Source organism: Chryseobacterium shigense, assembly GCF_900156575.1.
Classification (GTDB): Bacteria; Bacteroidota; Bacteroidia; order Flavobacteriales; family Weeksellaceae; genus Chryseobacterium; species Chryseobacterium shigense.
This window is the reverse complement of sequence record NZ_FTNY01000006.1, coordinates 1-16,187: the sequence shown is the minus strand read 5'-3', so window position 1 is coordinate 16,187 and position 16,187 is coordinate 1. Positions and strand designations below refer to the sequence as shown.

General features: G+C 37.4%; 12 protein-coding genes. 5 read left to right on the top strand and 7 right to left on the bottom strand.

What is annotated here, in order from left to right; genetic code table 11:
- Positions 1–12 precede the first annotated feature (12 nt).
- The 4 genes from BW964_RS18600 to hutH all read right to left on the bottom strand — a co-directional run bounded on the left by BW964_RS18600 (position 13) and on the right by hutH (position 4,130).
- Positions 13–1,509, bottom strand: a complete 1,497-nt coding sequence (locus tag BW964_RS18600; RefSeq protein ID WP_076509506.1) for a S8 family peptidase — start codon at positions 1,507–1,509, stop codon at positions 13–15.
- Between the two features lie 116 nt (positions 1,510–1,625).
- Complete coding sequence (locus BW964_RS18595; protein WP_076509503.1) at positions 1,626–2,072, bottom strand: GNAT family N-acetyltransferase; 447 nt, start codon at positions 2,070–2,072, stop codon at positions 1,626–1,628.
- Between the two features lie 94 nt (positions 2,073–2,166).
- Complete coding sequence (locus tag BW964_RS18590; RefSeq protein ID WP_076509501.1) at positions 2,167–2,628, bottom strand: DUF2059 domain-containing protein; 462 nt, start codon at positions 2,626–2,628, stop codon at positions 2,167–2,169.
- 11 nt (positions 2,629–2,639) lie between these two features.
- The gene (gene hutH, locus BW964_RS18585) at positions 2,640–4,130 is read right to left on the bottom strand and encodes a histidine ammonia-lyase (protein ID WP_076509499.1); all 1,491 of its coding nucleotides are present in this window, start codon (positions 4,128–4,130) and stop codon (positions 2,640–2,642) included.
- Positions 4,131–4,266: 136 nt separating this feature from the next.
- Between hutH and BW964_RS18580 the strand changes: the two genes are divergently transcribed.
- A complete protein-coding gene (locus BW964_RS18580) occupies positions 4,267–5,028 on the top strand; it encodes a hypothetical protein (protein ID WP_076509497.1) in 762 nt (253 codons plus the stop codon).
- A gap of 88 nt (positions 5,029–5,116) precedes the next feature.
- The gene (uvrC, locus tag BW964_RS18575) at positions 5,117–6,910 is read left to right on the top strand and encodes an excinuclease ABC subunit UvrC (protein ID WP_076509495.1); all 1,794 of its coding nucleotides are present in this window, start codon (positions 5,117–5,119) and stop codon (positions 6,908–6,910) included.
- Positions 6,911–6,980: 70 nt separating this feature from the next.
- Here uvrC and BW964_RS18570 read toward each other — a convergent pair whose 3' ends face one another.
- The 3 genes from BW964_RS18570 to BW964_RS18560 are packed head-to-tail and all read right to left on the bottom strand — an operon-like array spanning position 6,981 to position 9,728.
- The gene (locus tag BW964_RS18570; protein WP_076509494.1) at positions 6,981–7,721 is read right to left on the bottom strand and encodes a hypothetical protein; all 741 of its coding nucleotides are present in this window, start codon (positions 7,719–7,721) and stop codon (positions 6,981–6,983) included.
- A 23-nt stretch (positions 7,722–7,744) separates the two neighbouring features.
- On the bottom strand, positions 7,745–8,827 hold the full coding sequence (locus BW964_RS18565) for a putative type IX sorting system protein PorV2 (protein WP_073332098.1): 1,083 nt from the start codon (positions 8,825–8,827) through the stop codon (positions 7,745–7,747).
- 13 nt (positions 8,828–8,840) lie between these two features.
- A complete protein-coding gene (locus tag BW964_RS18560; RefSeq protein ID WP_076509492.1) occupies positions 8,841–9,728 on the bottom strand; it encodes a DMT family transporter in 888 nt (295 codons plus the stop codon).
- A 245-nt stretch (positions 9,729–9,973) separates the two neighbouring features.
- Between BW964_RS18560 and BW964_RS18555 the strand changes: the two genes are divergently transcribed.
- The 3 genes from BW964_RS18555 (at position 9,974) to BW964_RS18545 (ending at position 15,543) form a co-directional block, all read left to right on the top strand.
- Positions 9,974–10,501, top strand: a complete 528-nt coding sequence (locus tag BW964_RS18555; RefSeq protein ID WP_076509491.1) for a GNAT family N-acetyltransferase — start codon at positions 9,974–9,976, stop codon at positions 10,499–10,501.
- 293 nt (positions 10,502–10,794) lie between these two features.
- Entirely contained in the window at positions 10,795–12,423 is a 1,629-nt protein-coding gene (locus tag BW964_RS18550; protein WP_076509489.1) for an acyl-CoA carboxylase subunit beta, read from the top strand.
- A 126-nt stretch (positions 12,424–12,549) separates the two neighbouring features.
- Positions 12,550–15,543, top strand: coding sequence for a zinc-dependent metalloprotease (locus tag BW964_RS18545; protein ID WP_076509488.1), 2,994 nt, complete (start codon positions 12,550–12,552; stop codon positions 15,541–15,543).
- Positions 15,544–16,187: the final 644 nt, after the last annotated feature.

Sequence of the window (16,187 nt, the reverse complement as noted above, 5' to 3'; positions counted from 1 at the left end):
GTAAACTTAGTCTTATTGTACTGCTTTCAGAACGTTTATATTCCCATATCCATAGCTTGAATTTACTGTAGGATAATAGGTGGCAGACTGTCTCATTTTATTCAGAACCTGTTCTCTCGTCCAGGATGGGTTTTTAGACCAGACAAGAGCAGCGATACCCGCAGTGGCAGCAGTAGCTACCGATGAACCTCCCACATAATCAGCCTGATTATTATAGTAACTTAAGACAGGGACTGTATTTCCATTGGCTCTTTCCATCTGGAACGTAAAATCAATCTGGCTTCCGGAATGGCATACATCGCATTTCTGATTGGAGGTTCCTTCTTTTACTCCTGTTACAGCTTGTGTTTCAGACATACTTGCCGGAAAAATAACTCCTACGAAATTGGTAAAGCTGGTAGAAGTTCCTCCTGCACAAAAGATCAGTTTTCCTTTGGAATAAGCATATTTTACCCCATCTTCAATTTTACCCACAGAGAAAATGTGCCCCATCGACATGGAAATGATCTTCACATTGGAATTATTTGCAAGATCCGTAAATGCGGTTTTTACTCCGGTTTGCTCGCTGGAAGTTTCCAGTACTACATTGGAGGCCGCGCGGTAAGTGATGAGATTGGCATTGTAAGCAACCCCAACAGGAAGTCCTGCATTATTTTTGGGTGCTGCCATCACGGAAGCCATTTTTGTTCCGTGTCCACACTGGTCAGCCGGACCGTCTGTAGTAGATCCATTCACATAAGATCCAAATTTACTGATCGTTCTTCCGGAAGAAGCTCCTGTATTAAAATTGCTTCCCAATAACGTCTGCTCCGGTGAAACGCCTGTATCGATAAGCCCTATGGTCATTCCGGCTCCTGTGCTGTAGCTCCATGCATTGGGAATATTGTGCTGGGTAAATGCCCACGGAACTCTGGCATTGGGCGTAGTAGTGGTATAATCTGCTGCGTTTAAAGCCGTAGATTCAAATCCGCATCCGGATGACGAACCGCTGGATTTTGCATTGGCATTAAGGCTGTTTTCTATTTCAAAATAATGATAATCTCCCGGCTCTACATAACGAATGGTTTTCATCTTTCTCAGCGCCGTGATGGTTTCCTGCTTTTCAATGATCACATCTATCTGATTGAGATATTGGTCTGAAGCGGTCAGAAATCGGGTTTGTTCTACGCCTTCATACTGTTGGATAAGGCCTAAAACTTCAGCTTCCATGTTTTTATTGTCAGGAGAAAGACTTCGGTCAAAATCATCCTTTGAAGTTCCGAATCCGATGGATACCATTCTGTTTCCTCTGAAAATGGCGCTCCAAAGCAGATGATCGGAAGCGTTTTTCCAGTTGAAAGAACCGGTATTCTTGATTGTACTGTTGATTTCAGCGTTAATCTGTTTCCCCGTCAAAGGGTCTTTCTGAACGTTTTCAATACTAAGGTTTTCGTTTTGAAGGTCATCTCTGTTGTTACATGAATTCAAAACAAAAAAGAGTGCCAATAGGTAAAGTACACTTTTTTTCATAGTTTTATTTTTATGGTTTGGAACCACAATATAACACTTTGATGTGAATTGAAAGCTTAGAAAAAATGAATTTAATATTACAAGAATATCAATCGTTGTCTTTTCCTTTAAAAAAATTATACTCCTTTCTCGTAGCAGACACTATTTTCAATACCAATATACTGTCCATAATTAGGAATTCTTTTGTATCCGGATTTTTCATACAGTGCAATAGCTTCCGGTTGTTTAATTCCCGTTTCCAAAACACATTTGCTATATCCTTCTTCTTTAGCCCAGATTTCCAGTTCATTCAATATTTTTGAAGCAAATCCTTTTCCTCTGCTGTCTGTATGGGTATACATTCTTTTTATTTCTACCGTATCTTCGGAAAAAGGTTTGAAGGCACCGCAACCCACCGCGATATCCTCTGCGTAGGCTACCACACAGTTTTTAAGCATGTCGATTGAATTAAACTGGTGATAAAATTCATGCTCTTCCCCATCACGTACCGCAAGATCAGTATCCAGGAGTTTGACCAAATTCTGAAAGTCGATGTTGGAAGAGTCTGTTCTTTTTGTAGTCATTATACTATATTGATTTAAAAAATTTAATACAATTTAAAGATTTAAAATGAATGGAAAAGCTTCCCCGGTAAGAGGAAGCTTAAAATTTAATTGTTTATTTACTTTTTTCAGGCATCGGTGGTGGTGGACTTTGATAGCCTTCTTTTCTATCAAGTTTTTCTTTCACTTTAATGGCGATATCCCTTCCCATTTTTCCTCCTGCTTCCATGCTCTCTTTAATAAGACTTGGCATTACTTCGAGGGTCTTTTGTCCTATTGGAGATTTATAAAATTTAATAAGTTCATCAATATCAGACTCCGTATAATATTTAGCATAGATCGGAATATATAAATCGATCATTTTACTGGACGAAACTTCTGCTGTAAATTCACTCCAAAATTCGTCAGGAACATTGACATGGGTTTTTCTAAGCCCCTGTATATATTGCTGCATTGCTGTGGTAGCCATTTTATCAGCCCCTATAATTTTAATAAATTCCCGGATCTTGACTTCTGAAGCCTGAGAAAAAGTCAATGTTCCAACAAACAGGCTTAAAACAATTATTATTTTTTTCATTTAAGTCCAAATTAAACTTCAACGTTAAATTTTCTTTCGTTAATCAGCTCTGCAATTGCCAGCATATCTTTTCCTATCAATCTGTCATCTTCCAGCTTTTTAACTTTAGAACGGATCACAGCATAATTTTCTTCGATGATTTTCGAGCATTTGGAAGGTCTTCTGAATTCTAATCCCTGTGCTGCAAACATCAATTCTACAGATAGAATATTCACCAGATTTCCTAAAACCTGATTGAACTTTCTACCGGAAATACTTCCCATAGACACATGGTCTTCCTGACCTAAACTTGTCGGGATAGAATCTGCTGATGCAGGGAAACACAATGTTTTATTTTCTGTAACTAAAGCTGCTGAGGTATATTGCGGGATCATGAATCCTGAATTTAGTCCTGAGCTTTCTGTCAACAATCTTGGAAGTCCGTATTTTCCTTCCAATAATAAATAACTTCTTCTGTCTGAAATATTTCCTAATTCGGCAGCAGCTAATGTAGCATAATCCAAAGGAAGCGCCATCAGCTGTCCGTGGAAGTTTCCTCCGGAAATAGATTCTTCAGCACTTAGAACGATCGGGTTGTCTGTTACGGAATTCAGTTCTGTTTCCGCCATCAATTTAAGATGTTCAAAGGCATTTCTGCTGGCACCGTGCACTTGGGGCACACATCTCATAGAATAAGGGTCCTGAACTCTTTCACAGTCTTCATGCGCTTTCATATTTTCAGAACCTTTTAAAAACTTCACCATTCTTGCCGCCACTTTTTTACTTCCCTCAAAAGGTCTGATCTCGTGAAGTTCTTTTTTGAACGGACTTTCAGAACCTCTGTAAGCCTCAATACTCATCGCAGCAGTCATATCTGCCAGGTTCAGTAAGTATTCAAATTTTTCTAATCCTTTGATCGCATGAGCCAGGATAAACTGGGTTCCGTTGATCAGTCCCAGACCTTCTTTAGGACCTAAAACTAATGGCTCAAGACCATGTCTGTCTAAAACGTCCATTGTTTCAAAGATTTCATCACCTTCCCAAACCTGTCCCAATCCAAGCAATGGAAGCACAAGGTGAGCTAGGGGTGCCAAATCTCCGGATGCTCCTACAGAACCCTGTTCCGGGACTACAGGAATAATATCTTTTTCAAGCATCAGAATTAATCTTTCGATCACTTCCAGGGAAACACCTGAAAATCCTTTGGACAATGCATGAACTTTAGCAATGATCATTATTTTTGAAAACTCCTTATTAATAGGCTTTCCAACACCTACGGCATGGGAAATAATAAGGTTGTACTGCAGCTGGGCAGTTTCGTCAGCTGATATTTTAGTATCGCAAAGTGGTCCGAAACCTGTATTGATTCCGTAGACACATCTATCGGACTCTACTATTTTCTGAACGTTTTTCTGAGATTTTAGGATCTGTTCTTTGGCTGCTTTATTAAGTTTAGCTTTATTTGGCTTTTTACAGATTTCCAGAACATCATGGAAAGTGAAAACATCTACACCGTATATCATTTCTAAAAATTTCCTTAAAATTACGCATTTAACAATAATTGTAAAAGCTAAATTTCACAGTCTTGTATTTTTATCCCATTACGCCAATTAATTTGCTATTTTTACCGCCAAAATTAAAAACAATTATCAATAACTTATGAAACTTAAAACTCTACTGCTTACGCTATGTATGGCAGGCACTGCCACTTTCGCCCAGAAAGTAAAATATTCTAAGGAAGACATCAAAAAAATGGAAACTTATCTTTTCAACGAAGGTTTCAATACGCCATCTCCCAAGAAAACGTCAACTGTTGTTTTAAAGGACGGAAGCTCTCATAAAGGTTTCTGCGGCAAGATCGAAACAAAAAAAGGACAGATTTACGAAGTTTCTTTAAAAGACAGCATCACGAAAAAAAATGAAGTCTTTAATGCCGAGCAGATCAACGAAATGTATGTATATCCTACCAATGCTGAAAAAATAGCAAAAGTTGGGAAGTATATGGGAAACATCAGAAACTTCGGTACCAAAAAACTAACAAAGAATACAGCGGGGGGCAGAATACATTTTGTCAACCAGACCGTTTCACTAAAAAACAAAAAGGATGACAAGGAATTTTTGATGCAGCTGATCAACCCGGAATTCAGTGATATCATTTCTGTATACCATGACCCGAGAGCTAAAGAAACAGGAGGTTTTTCTATGATGGGTTCTCCACAACTTGGCGGTGGCGTCATCAAGTCTTATTATGTAAAGAAAGGGGATAAGGTCATGTGGCTTCACAAAGATGACTTTGAGGATAACTATGATTTTCTTTTTGGTGACAATGCTGAATTCATGAAAAAATACCCTAAAAATTCTGTTGAATGGGATTATTTAAGCTTCCTGATCAATGAATACACGGCGATGAGCAACGGATAAAATATTTTAATCATATGACCAGAACTGCAGAAAATTCTGCAGTTTTTTTGTTCTTTTAAATCCCGGATGGATTCCGTAATTTTGTTGTATGAATCCTTCTTTAGAATTACAGCTTAAAACTTTACCATCAGAACCAGGCGTTTATCGTTATTATGATAAAAACGATCAATTGCTGTATGTAGGAAAGGCCAAACACCTAAAGAAAAGGGTTCTCTCCTACTTCAACAAAAATCTTCCGGGCTACCGTATCAAAATAATGGTCGGTAAGATTGTACGTTTGGAAACAACGATCGTTAACAGTGAATACGACGCACTTTTACTGGAAAACAACCTGATCAAGGAACATCGCCCTTTTTACAATGTATTGTTGAAGGATGATAAAACCTATCCGTGGATCTGCATTAAAAACGAAAATTTTCCCAGAATCTTTCTGACCAGAAATGTAGTGAAGGATGGATCTGAATATTATGGTCCCTATGCTAAAGTGCGTCCTGCAAAGATTTTACTGGATACCATCAAACATATCTATAAACTCAGAACTTGCAATCTTAATCTTTCCCCTAACAAAATAGAGGAAGGAAAATATAAAGTCTGTCTGGAGTATCATATCAAAAACTGTGAAGGACCTTGTGAAGACCTGGAAAGCAAAGAAGATTATGATGAAAAGATAGATGCCATCCGCGGAATTATCAAAGGTGATTTCCGGAAAGCAAAAGAATATCTGGTGAACCAGATGATGAAACATGCCGAAAATCTTAAGTTTGAAGAGGCACAGATCATCAAGGAAAGGCTGGATATCTTAGAAGATTATCAGGCTAAAAACACGGTTGTGAACCCCAATATTGACGATGTGGATGTTTTTGGAATGACGAGTGATGAAACGGCTGCTTATGTGAATTTCTTTAAAATAAGAAACGGAAATATTATCCAGAGTTTTACCACAGAAATTAAAAAGATTCTTGAGGAGACTGATGAGGATATTATGGAAGAAGCATTGATTGAAATTCGTCAGAAGTTCAGCTCCGATTCTAAAGAAGTCCTGCTTCCGTTCCATTTGTCTGTAGAGATTCCGAATGTAAAGCTGATCGTTCCAAAGGTGGGTGATAAAAAAAGAATCGTGGAGCTTTCAGAAAAAAATGCGAAGGAATACCGTTTAGAAAAACTAAAACAAGTTCAGATCGTAGATCCTGAAAGACATACTACCAGAATCATGGCTGAAATGCAAAAGCTGTTGAGAATGCCTGTAGAACCCAGACATATTGAAGGTTTTGATAACTCAAATATTCAGGGTACGAATCCTGTTTCTGCGTGCGTCGTTTTTAAAGACGGAAAGCCCAGCAAAGCGGATTACAGAATTTTCCACCCAAAAACGGTAGAAGGCGCCAATGACTTTGCTACGATGGAAGAAGTGATCTACCGACGTTACAAAAGGTTATTGGACGAAGGAGAGGATCTGCCCCAACTGATCCTGATCGATGGTGGTAAGGGACAGCTTTCTTCTGCTGTAAAAAGTTTAAAACTTTTAGGTCTTTACGGAAAAATTACTATTGTCGGGATTGCGAAAAGGCTTGAAGAAATTTTCTTTCCTGAAGATTCCATTCCGTTATATCTGGATAAAAAATCTGAAACCTTAAAAATTCTTCAGCGGGTAAGGGATGAAGCGCACCGTTTTGGCGTGAAACATCACAGAACGAGAAGAAAAAATTCAACTATAAAATCTGAACTGGAAGAGATCCCGGGTGTAGGTGAAAAAACAATTGAGTTATTGCTTTCTAAATTAAAATCGGTGAAACGAATCAAAGAATCGAGTTTGGAAACACTGGAGGAGATCCTTGGGAAAAGTAAGGCGAAGGTCATTCATGATTTTTTCAATAGTCTTTAGCCATAAAAAATCCTTAACTCATTCTTGCGTTTGAATTAAGGATCATCTATGGTTTATTTAAATGTATATTTTATTTTGAAGAAAATACTTCTTTCACAAACCCGCCATTAGATTGCGGGATATCAATAACGATATTTCCATTTTCAAAATACCCAATGGTATAAGTTCCGTCTGCAAGTTTTACTCTGAATACGTCTTTCTTTGAAGAAGTTTTAAAAACAGCAAATGGAACGGAACTACCGCTGTCTGCCAGAATAAACTGGTTGGTATCCACCTGTATTTTCTGAAGATTCAGTTTACCGTTGGTATATTTCCCTGATGTACTTTCTGAAACCGGAGCTGAAGAACTTGTTTCATTTTTACTGACAGATTGAACAGGTGCAGGTTCTGTTTGTACTATTTCTACAGGATATGAAACAGGAACTGCTATGACAGCCTGTTTTAAGGCATCCTGAAACCCTTCTTTATATTCTTTGATACTGGAAGATCCTTTAGACGAAAAAACAACCTTTTCATTACAATCCTTCACTTCAATAAGGACCTTATTTTTTAAAAAGCTACTGTTATCCAAAACATTAGCATATAAAACGCTACAAGGATTGTCTTTCACTTCTGCAGGCCAATCCTTCCCATTAAAAACTGTATATTTTTTGTTTGTCAGTCCCTTGACCAGCGCTGTCTCGAGCCCATAAGATTCTTTATCAAAATCTTTGAATTTTTCCGGAACAGAAATATATTTATAATCTGAAACCTTCTGTCCAAAAACAGTGGTTATCAAAAAAAATGATGCGACTACTGAAATCTTTTTCATTGCTTATAAATTAGGTTCCAAAATTAATCATTTCTGAACTGTCCCATGTCCAATTTAAGAGAGAAAAAATTAGAATAGAAATTAGATCCTCCGATTCCTGAATTGGTGATTGCATAATCTAAGGTAAGCCCTCTGTACTTGATTCCTATACCTGCACTTGGCTGGAAGGAAACTTTTCTTTTAAGGTCTTCAATATCTGTGATCGACTGGAATCTGTTCACCCCAAGTCTTACAAAAATCATTTTCTGGTATCCTAGTTCGGCACCCGCATAAGGTGTTAAACTTGCAAAATCTGTAGATACCAAAGCTGCTGTTTTAGCAAAGTCAACATTGATTCCAGCTTCCGGCAATACATAAAGGCTACTGTTAATATTGAATACTTTACTAGCACCTACATTCAGTTTAGGCATCGTCAATTCCATTTTGTCTTTTGGTGCAGGGTTAAATTCCTCACCATTCACCACGGTTGAAAGTTCTTTTTGATTGATGCTCCAAAAGTTGACCGTTGTAGTAGCATCACGCAGCATTCCTCCGAATTTCCATCCGTTGTCAGCTTTATAAATGGCTCCAATGTCAAAACCAAAACCATATCCGCTGGCAAATTTCCCTACATTTCTGTATACAATTTTAGCATTCACCCCTACATCCAGTTTAGGATTTCCTGCAGGATGAAAGGCATAAGAAAGGATTGCGGCATAGTCAGACTGGGAAAATTTTGTGATTTTATCATAATCTATATTCCCTTCAGCATCGATCATCTGGGTGGTGTTCAGGATATTGTCTACGCCTAACCTTACTACGGAAACTCCAAATACGCCTTCCTCCAATACTTTTGCATAGGCGAGATAATCGTATTTTGCAATCGATTCGAAATATTCTGCGTGCATTGCTGCTCCCTGCCAGTCTCTTTCAATCGCCATTAAACCTGCCGGGTTCCACATCGGGGAATACACATCATCCTGGTTGGATACTACAGCGCCTCCCATAGCGAGACCTCTGGCCCCAGCTCCGATATTTAAAAATTCATTGGAGTATTTTCTTATGATCTGAGATTGAGAAAGCCCAAACAGCAGTGAAAATGCAAGTAAAAAATATTTCTTCATCATATAAATTTGATGCTTAGTTAAAGTTTTTTAGTTTTTTATTTTTTCTGGATTTCATTAATCCATTCACAATGATTGCCAGTATCATAACGCCTGAAGCGACATAAAATATCGGACTCATCTCTTCTGATTCCCCAAAGATAAAAAAAGCTAGTATAATTCCGTAGACCGGTTCTAAATTAACTGTTAAAATTAGCGTAAAGGGCGAAATATATTTCATCAGATTCACTGATTCCAACATAGGAAAAGCCGTAAAAACACTTGCCAACAAGCATATTAACGCCAGATCTCTGTAGTTTATTTCATCCATTTGAAAAATCTGTCCGGTAGCCATATAAAATATAGACAGAACCAGCCAGCCACAGAAGATTTCATAAAATATAATATTCCCGGAACTCGTTTTCCCAAACATCTTCCCATTAAAAACGCTGAAAACAGTTCCGAAAACCGCACAGAGAATCCCATAAATGATCCCTTCCTTAAAAAGAAATTCTGTTTTAAAGATCATTAATATACAGGCCACAATCACTACGCCCATGACCACCTCTGATACATCAATCTTTCTTTTAAAAATAATAGGTTCTAATATGGATGCAAATAAGGTGGAAAGAGATAAACAGCTTAATGCTATGGAAACATTGGAGACTTTAATGGAATAAAAGAAGCAATACCAGTGCAGTGCCATAGCACAGCCAATAGCAGCCAGCTGGAAAAATATTTTCCAGGACACATTGATACTCTCTTTTTTATAAATCCTGATGAATGCAAATAGAAATATGGCCGCAAACAGCATTCTGTAAAACACCAGAATCTGGGCATTGGCATGAATCAGCTTTCCCAAGATTGCAGTGAACCCCCATAAAAAAACAATCAAATGCAGTCTGAAAAGTGCTAATTTTTGCATATCCTATCTTCTGTAAATTTTTAACAGGCAAATTTACAAATAGGCTTTTACAAATCTCATAAAAAATATAAATTTTACTTTAATAAAAAAATAATTAATTCGTTTTCGTCTTACTTTTCCTGAATAATTTCTCACAATCAGCTAAAAATAGAAAATGGGGGTCCTGTTAAAACGGTATGTCAAACAAAAGAAATTGTTGTTGATCATATCACTAATGTACGCCAGAAAAATCTTAGATTTGAGTAATGAAGTTAAATAAAGACATTAGAATTAAGACCGATCGACTGTTGTTACAACCCGTCGAAGACTTGTTTGTGGATGATATCAATACTTATTTCACTTCAGAAATTACTAGATATATGCCTTTCAACCCGGAAGGAGACAGAAATGATATTCTAAGGTTTGTGGAAGATTCAAAAAAGTCACTTTCAAATAATACAGACCTGGTAATGGTTGCGACTGACTCTGAAAATAATTTTATGGGTTGCTGTGGTATCCATAATATCACCGAAGAATCAGTAGAACTTGGGTTATGGCTGAAAAAAAATGCACAGGGTATCGGGCTGGGCACAGAAATAATTACCAGCCTTATTGAATTTTTAGAAAATAATTTTATTTTCAGATATATATGTTATCCGGTTGATCAGGAAAATAGAGCCAGTAGGAAAATACCGGAAAAATTAGGTTTTATATCTTTTAAAAAATACCGAAAAAACAAAAATCAATCTTCCTTTCTTACTATTATCGAATACAGGAAATACAAATCAGTTTAATTGCCTTCCTGTTGTAATGATGTAAGCATAAAAAACCCTGAAAATTTGTTCAACGTTCAGGGCTTTCAAATAATAAACTATTAAAAAAATAAACTAGGAACTTAGAGTATTATTATGGGTAATAATATCCTCTTAACTCTCAAGTAAAGTTAGAAAAAATATTAATAATTGAAAAATATTTTTTTGTTAAAAGTTTCACAAATTTCTGAGAACCAATATATTAAACACCTGTTTTACTTCGGTTCAAATTCATTTTAAAAATAGTATCTTTAGCCGTAAAAAATTGAAATTTTATGGACCTTGAATTCAACAAACGGGAAGATCAAAATAGATTAAAATTATCCGATCTCAATCAATTGCTCGCTGAAATAAAAAAAGGAGGCGGTGAAAAGAGGCTTCAAAAGCTTCGTGATGAAGGAAAAATGACAGCAAGAGAAAGAGTTGAGTATCTTCTCGATAAAGGTTCAGATTCCATAGAAATCGGTGCATTTGCTGGTTACGAAATGTATAAAGAACATGGCGGATGTCCAAGCGGAGGGGTCGTAGTGGTGATGGGATATGTTTCAGGAAGGCAGTGTCTGGTTGTTGCCAATGATGCTTCTGTAAAAGCCGGGGCATGGTTTCCTATTACCGGAAAGAAAAACCTTAGAGCTCAGGAAATTGCCATGGAGAATAAACTTCCCATCATTTACCTTGTAGACTCTGCCGGCGTTTATCTTCCAATGCAGGATGAAATTTTCCCTGATAAGGAGCACTTTGGACGAATTTTTAGAAATAATGCTAAAATGAGCTCCATGGGAATTGTTCAGATTTCAGCAGTAATGGGCAGCTGTGTAGCAGGAGGCGCTTATCTTCCTATTATGAGTGATGAGGCTATGATTGTGGATAAAACAGGTTCTATTTTCCTTGCAGGAAGTTATCTGGTAAAGGCTGCTATCGGAGAAAGCGTGGATAATGAGACTCTAGGAGGCGCCACTACCCACTGTTCCATTTCAGGAGTGACAGATTATAAGGCTAAAGATGATAAAGATGCTTTAAACCGTATCAAAAACATCATGAAGTCTCTTGGAAGCACTGAAAAAGCTGGCTTTGACAGAATTGAAAGCTTCCCTCCAAAGGAAAATCCCGAGAATATTTTTGGAATTGTACCTGTTTCCAGAGCGGAACAGTATGATACCTACGAAATCATTAAATGCCTGGTGGATCATTCAGAATACGAAGAATATAAACCGGATTACGGAAAAAGCATTATCTGTGCAACGGCAAGAATTGACGGCTGGTCTGTTGGAATTGTCGCCAATCAGAGAAAACTGGTAAAAAGCGGAAAAGGAGAAATGCAGTTCGGTGGTGTTATTTATTCGGACTCTGCAGATAAATCAACTAGATTTATAGCGAACTGTAACCAGAGAAAAATTCCTTTAGTATTCCTTCAGGATGTTACAGGATTCATGGTCGGTTCAAAGTCAGAACAAGGAGGTATTATTAAGGACGGTGCCAAAATGGTCAATGCCGTTTCTAATTCTGTAGTTCCAAAATTCACGATCATTACAGGCAATTCTTACGGAGCCGGGAATTATGCGATGTGTGGTAAGGCTTACGATCCGAGATTAATTGTAGCTTGGCCCTGGGCAGATCTTGCTGTAATGGGTGGATCTCAGGCAGCGAAAGTTTTAGTTCAGATTCAGGAATCCACTTTAAAAAAGCAGGGTAAAGAAATTTCTGAAGAAGAACACAATGAAATTTTAGATACAATTACCAAAAGATACCAGAAGCAGACAGAGGCCACTTATGCAGCAGCAAGGCTTTGGACAGATGCTATCATCAATCCTACAGATACTAGAAAATGGATTTCTATGGGTATTGAAGCGGCTAATCATTCTCCTATTACGGAAAAATTTAACCTAGGAGTTATTCAGGTATGAAAATATTAACCTTATACTAAAAGTGTATTTATTTTTTTAAAATACATCAATAAAACGGCAATATGATACATCATTCATATTGCCGTTGTTTTTTATTGATTAACTTTATAAAAAAATCACCACATCATGAAACTTAGATTAACATGCATTCTATTCATTGTTTTTCACTTTTTTTGGGGACAGAATCTTTCAAAAGAATCATCGGTTCCCGGCAGTATCTTTCCTTTCGATTTTCAAAGATTTGAAAGCCAATTTCGCGAAAGCCGGTTAAAAAAGGAAAAAATAACAAAAGCTTCAATCACGCTTCCTTCAGAAGATGGAAAATCTATACGATTTAATTTAAGCGAAAATAACCTTACCGAGCAAAGGGTCCATTCAATCCTTACTTTTGATGGGGTGAGTAACGATGGCAGTTCTTCTTTAAAACTGTCGATCTTCAAAGATCATATGAATGCTATTATTAAGAATGAAAATGGCTATTTCATTGTAGAACCTTACCAAACATCCCCTGGCCAGTACAGGATATATAATGCTTTTTCAAAATTTGATGAAAGATTTATCTGTGGGGTTGACGAAAATGATGTCATTAAGGAACTAGCCACTATTAAACAATCTTTAACCGCAAAATCAGCTGTCAATTTCCCATTTGGAAATCAGATTAGAAAATTCAGGCTAGCCGTTGCTACCACAGGAGAATTTACTCAGGCTTTTGCCGGAAATACAGATGATGCCTTAGCGGAAGCGATCAATATGGTGAATCTGATCAACAAAATTTATGAATCCGAAGCTTCGGTAACATTTGGCCTTATCGCAGATACCACCAATAGGACCCTGATATTTACAGATCCCGCTACAGATCCGTTCACAGTAGATCCTTCTTTTGCGAGTGCTGCCAATTCACAAACCGGTTTTAATACCTTGAATACCAATACAACCCTGGTCTATAATAAATATGATATAGGACACACCTTCAATATTCTGAGCAGCGGAGGAGCTCAGGGCCAGGCCGGTCCGCAGCCGTGTAACAATACTTCCAAGGCCAGAGCATGGAGTCAGTGGGCTCTCACTATGCCTAAAGGGGTTGTTGCCGGATTAATCGCCCATGAGATGGGGCACCAATTCTCTGCCGGACATACTTATAATGCAGTGGGAGGAAGCAGCAGCAGTCCGACATTCTGTACAAGCGGATGGAATGCAGCGGCAGCCATTGAACCTGGTGGTGGATCAACGATCATGGGATATTCTACCAATTGTTCAACACCTAATAACCAGACCAATACAGGAAACAATAATTTAAATTATTTTAATGCAAAAAGTTTAGACCAGATTCTTGCTTATTTGCAGTCACCAGCCAATTGTTACACTATCGTAGCCAGTACCAATCTACCTCCTTCAGCTAACGCAGGGGTAGATATCACCATCCCAAAAAATACACCATTCAAACTAAAAGGAATAGCCACTGATCCTAATGATAATAACCTGTCCTACACCTGGGAACAGGCGGATGTAGCTACAGCGAATGATAAAGGCGCGTTTGGATCCACTATTACCGGTACAGGTGGTTATACCGCTGTCAACAGTACTACTGCGCCATTATTCCGTTCTGAACAAAGCATTTCAACTACTGAAAGGTATTTTCCAAAGATGCAGTTTGTGCTAAATAATCAAAACAATCCCCCTACCAATGATGCTGAAGCTTTACCGCTGGTAGCCAGAAATATGAAATTCCGTTTTACCGTAAGAGATAATAATGTAACCAACGGAGGGCTGGATTCTGATGAAATTATTGTAACGGTAAGCAATAATGGACCACTAGCTGTGTCATATCCTAATGCTACAGGTATTTCAGTAGCTTCCAATACTAACATTAATGTTACGTGGGATGTTAATAATACAAATACTATCAAAAGTAATGTCGATATACTATTATCCATCGACGGAGGAGTATCATTTCCCTATACTCTAGCATCCAATGTTCTTAATAATGGTAGCTATAATGCCACCATTCCATATATTCCTTCTACGGATAAAGCAAGGGTTAAAGTAGTAGGTATTATCAATCCGTATGCAGAATTCTTTGATGTCTCTGATAATAACTTTACCATTACATCAGACTGTGCGGCTTATTCAACTTATATTACACCACAATCTGCGGTTACAGCTATTTCAGGGAGCCAGGCATCCAATCTTAACATGACTTCACCACCCTCAGCAAATGCAGCATATACTTCTAAAACCTTTGTATATAATGTAGGGACAAGTACAAATAACATCATTGTGTACAGCAACTCCGGAATGACAGCTCCTGTTTCTGCCAGTAATAACGCAGTAACCAATACATTTAAATTCAGGGTTACAGATAGCGGATCGTATGTTTTTTCTAAATCTTCAGGATTTCTTATTACCTCAATACATTCAGGCAGCCCGGCTTCACTGGCGAACTTTTTGACTTCTAATTCATACTATAATGGCTCAAGTTATACATCTACAGGATCTACAAAGGCTGTAGTATTAAATGAGGGAGTTGATTATTATTTTGTGATCTCAAACTTTTCAAGTCCTGCCAATGCGACCAGCTACACCGTTACAGCAGCCGGTCCTGGAAGTTTATATGAGACTTCTACGGCACTAGTTGGTTACAGTTATACATTTGTTGCTATTAACAATTCTACAGGTAAAATTCAGGCGGTTAGCCCTACAGCCAACTTTACCTCTCTTCCTGCAGGAACTTATACGGTAAAGGGTATTTCCTACAACAGTACAGCCAATGTATCAACGTTTGTTGGAAAAAGTATTAGTGAGCTTATTGCTTTAAATATCTGTCTGAATGAAAGTAAGAATTCCAGAATCCTAACGGTTACTTCAAGTTTAGGAACAAAGGAATATCAGAATACTAGTGATATTAAAATTGTACCTAATCCAGTAAAAGATATACTTTCAGTGATTACTGAAAAACAGATTACCCATTATGAATTGTATGATATGTCTGGACGGAACATTACCGGAAGACAGAAATATTCGGGAAGTATTAATTTCACAGCTTATTCAGCAGGTTCTTATGTCATAAGACTTTTCAATAAGGAAGCTCTAATCTATAAAACGATTGTTATTAAAAAATAAATTAATTTTCAGGTATAATAAAGATGGTTGTAAGACCATCTTTTTTTTGTTTCATATTGTACTATTGTTATCACCAAAATAATTAATAATGAAAAGAATCGTACTGATACTTATCTTTATTTTCAGTTTATTATATACTCAAAATCAGGAATATCAATTTAGGCTTGGCTCTAAGAAATTTTAGACAAGATGGGATAAAAAGTAGGGACAATAAATCAACTTCACTAATTAAGATATTTAATTCTTTACAGTAATCCTTTAGTCTTCAACTTGGTTGAAAGCAACATATGTGAATAGTCAATACATAATATATATTAGGTGTTTAAAGAAAATTCCCACACATGTCTGTATGAGATCGTAGATAGATAGATGATGGACAGGTAACTAATGCTTATTGCTTATTGCTTATTGCTTATTGCTTATCAAAGATAAATGAAGAATGATTTGTGGCTGTGTGTACGTCACTCTTGTCTCCATGTCTCTTATCTCTTAATCTGCTATCTGCTATCTGCAATCTGCAATCTGCCATCTCCTTTAAAGTATATTACAAAAAAAAAGTCTCATACAAAACTGTATGAGACTTTTAAATAAAAACTGGCGGCGGCCTACTCTCCCGCTTTCGCAGTACCATCGGCGCTGGTGGG

Excerpts from the sequence above, each read along its gene's own strand:
- BW964_RS18600 (WP_076509506.1), bottom strand. The coding sequence starts at position 1,509 with ATGAAAAAAAGTGTACTTTACCTATTGGCACTCTTTTTTGTTTTGAAT.
- BW964_RS18595 (WP_076509503.1), bottom strand. The coding sequence starts at position 2,072 with ATGACTACAAAAAGAACAGACTCTTCCAACATCGACTTTCAGAATTTG.
- BW964_RS18590 (WP_076509501.1), bottom strand. The coding sequence starts at position 2,628 with ATGAAAAAAATAATAATTGTTTTAAGCCTGTTTGTTGGAACATTGACT.
- hutH (WP_076509499.1), bottom strand. The coding sequence starts at position 4,130 with ATGATATACGGTGTAGATGTTTTCACTTTCCATGATGTTCTGGAAATC.
- BW964_RS18580 (WP_076509497.1), top strand. The coding sequence starts at position 4,267 with ATGAAACTTAAAACTCTACTGCTTACGCTATGTATGGCAGGCACTGCC.
- uvrC (WP_076509495.1), top strand. The coding sequence starts at position 5,117 with ATGAATCCTTCTTTAGAATTACAGCTTAAAACTTTACCATCAGAACCA.
- BW964_RS18570 (WP_076509494.1), bottom strand. The coding sequence starts at position 7,721 with ATGAAAAAGATTTCAGTAGTCGCATCATTTTTTTTGATAACCACTGTT.
- BW964_RS18565 (WP_073332098.1), bottom strand. The coding sequence starts at position 8,827 with ATGATGAAGAAATATTTTTTACTTGCATTTTCACTGCTGTTTGGGCTT.
- BW964_RS18560 (WP_076509492.1), bottom strand. The coding sequence starts at position 9,728 with ATGCAAAAATTAGCACTTTTCAGACTGCATTTGATTGTTTTTTTATGG.
- BW964_RS18555 (WP_076509491.1), top strand. The coding sequence starts at position 9,974 with ATGAAGTTAAATAAAGACATTAGAATTAAGACCGATCGACTGTTGTTA.
- BW964_RS18550 (WP_076509489.1), top strand. The coding sequence starts at position 10,795 with ATGGACCTTGAATTCAACAAACGGGAAGATCAAAATAGATTAAAATTA.
- BW964_RS18545 (WP_076509488.1), top strand. The coding sequence starts at position 12,550 with ATGAAACTTAGATTAACATGCATTCTATTCATTGTTTTTCACTTTTTT.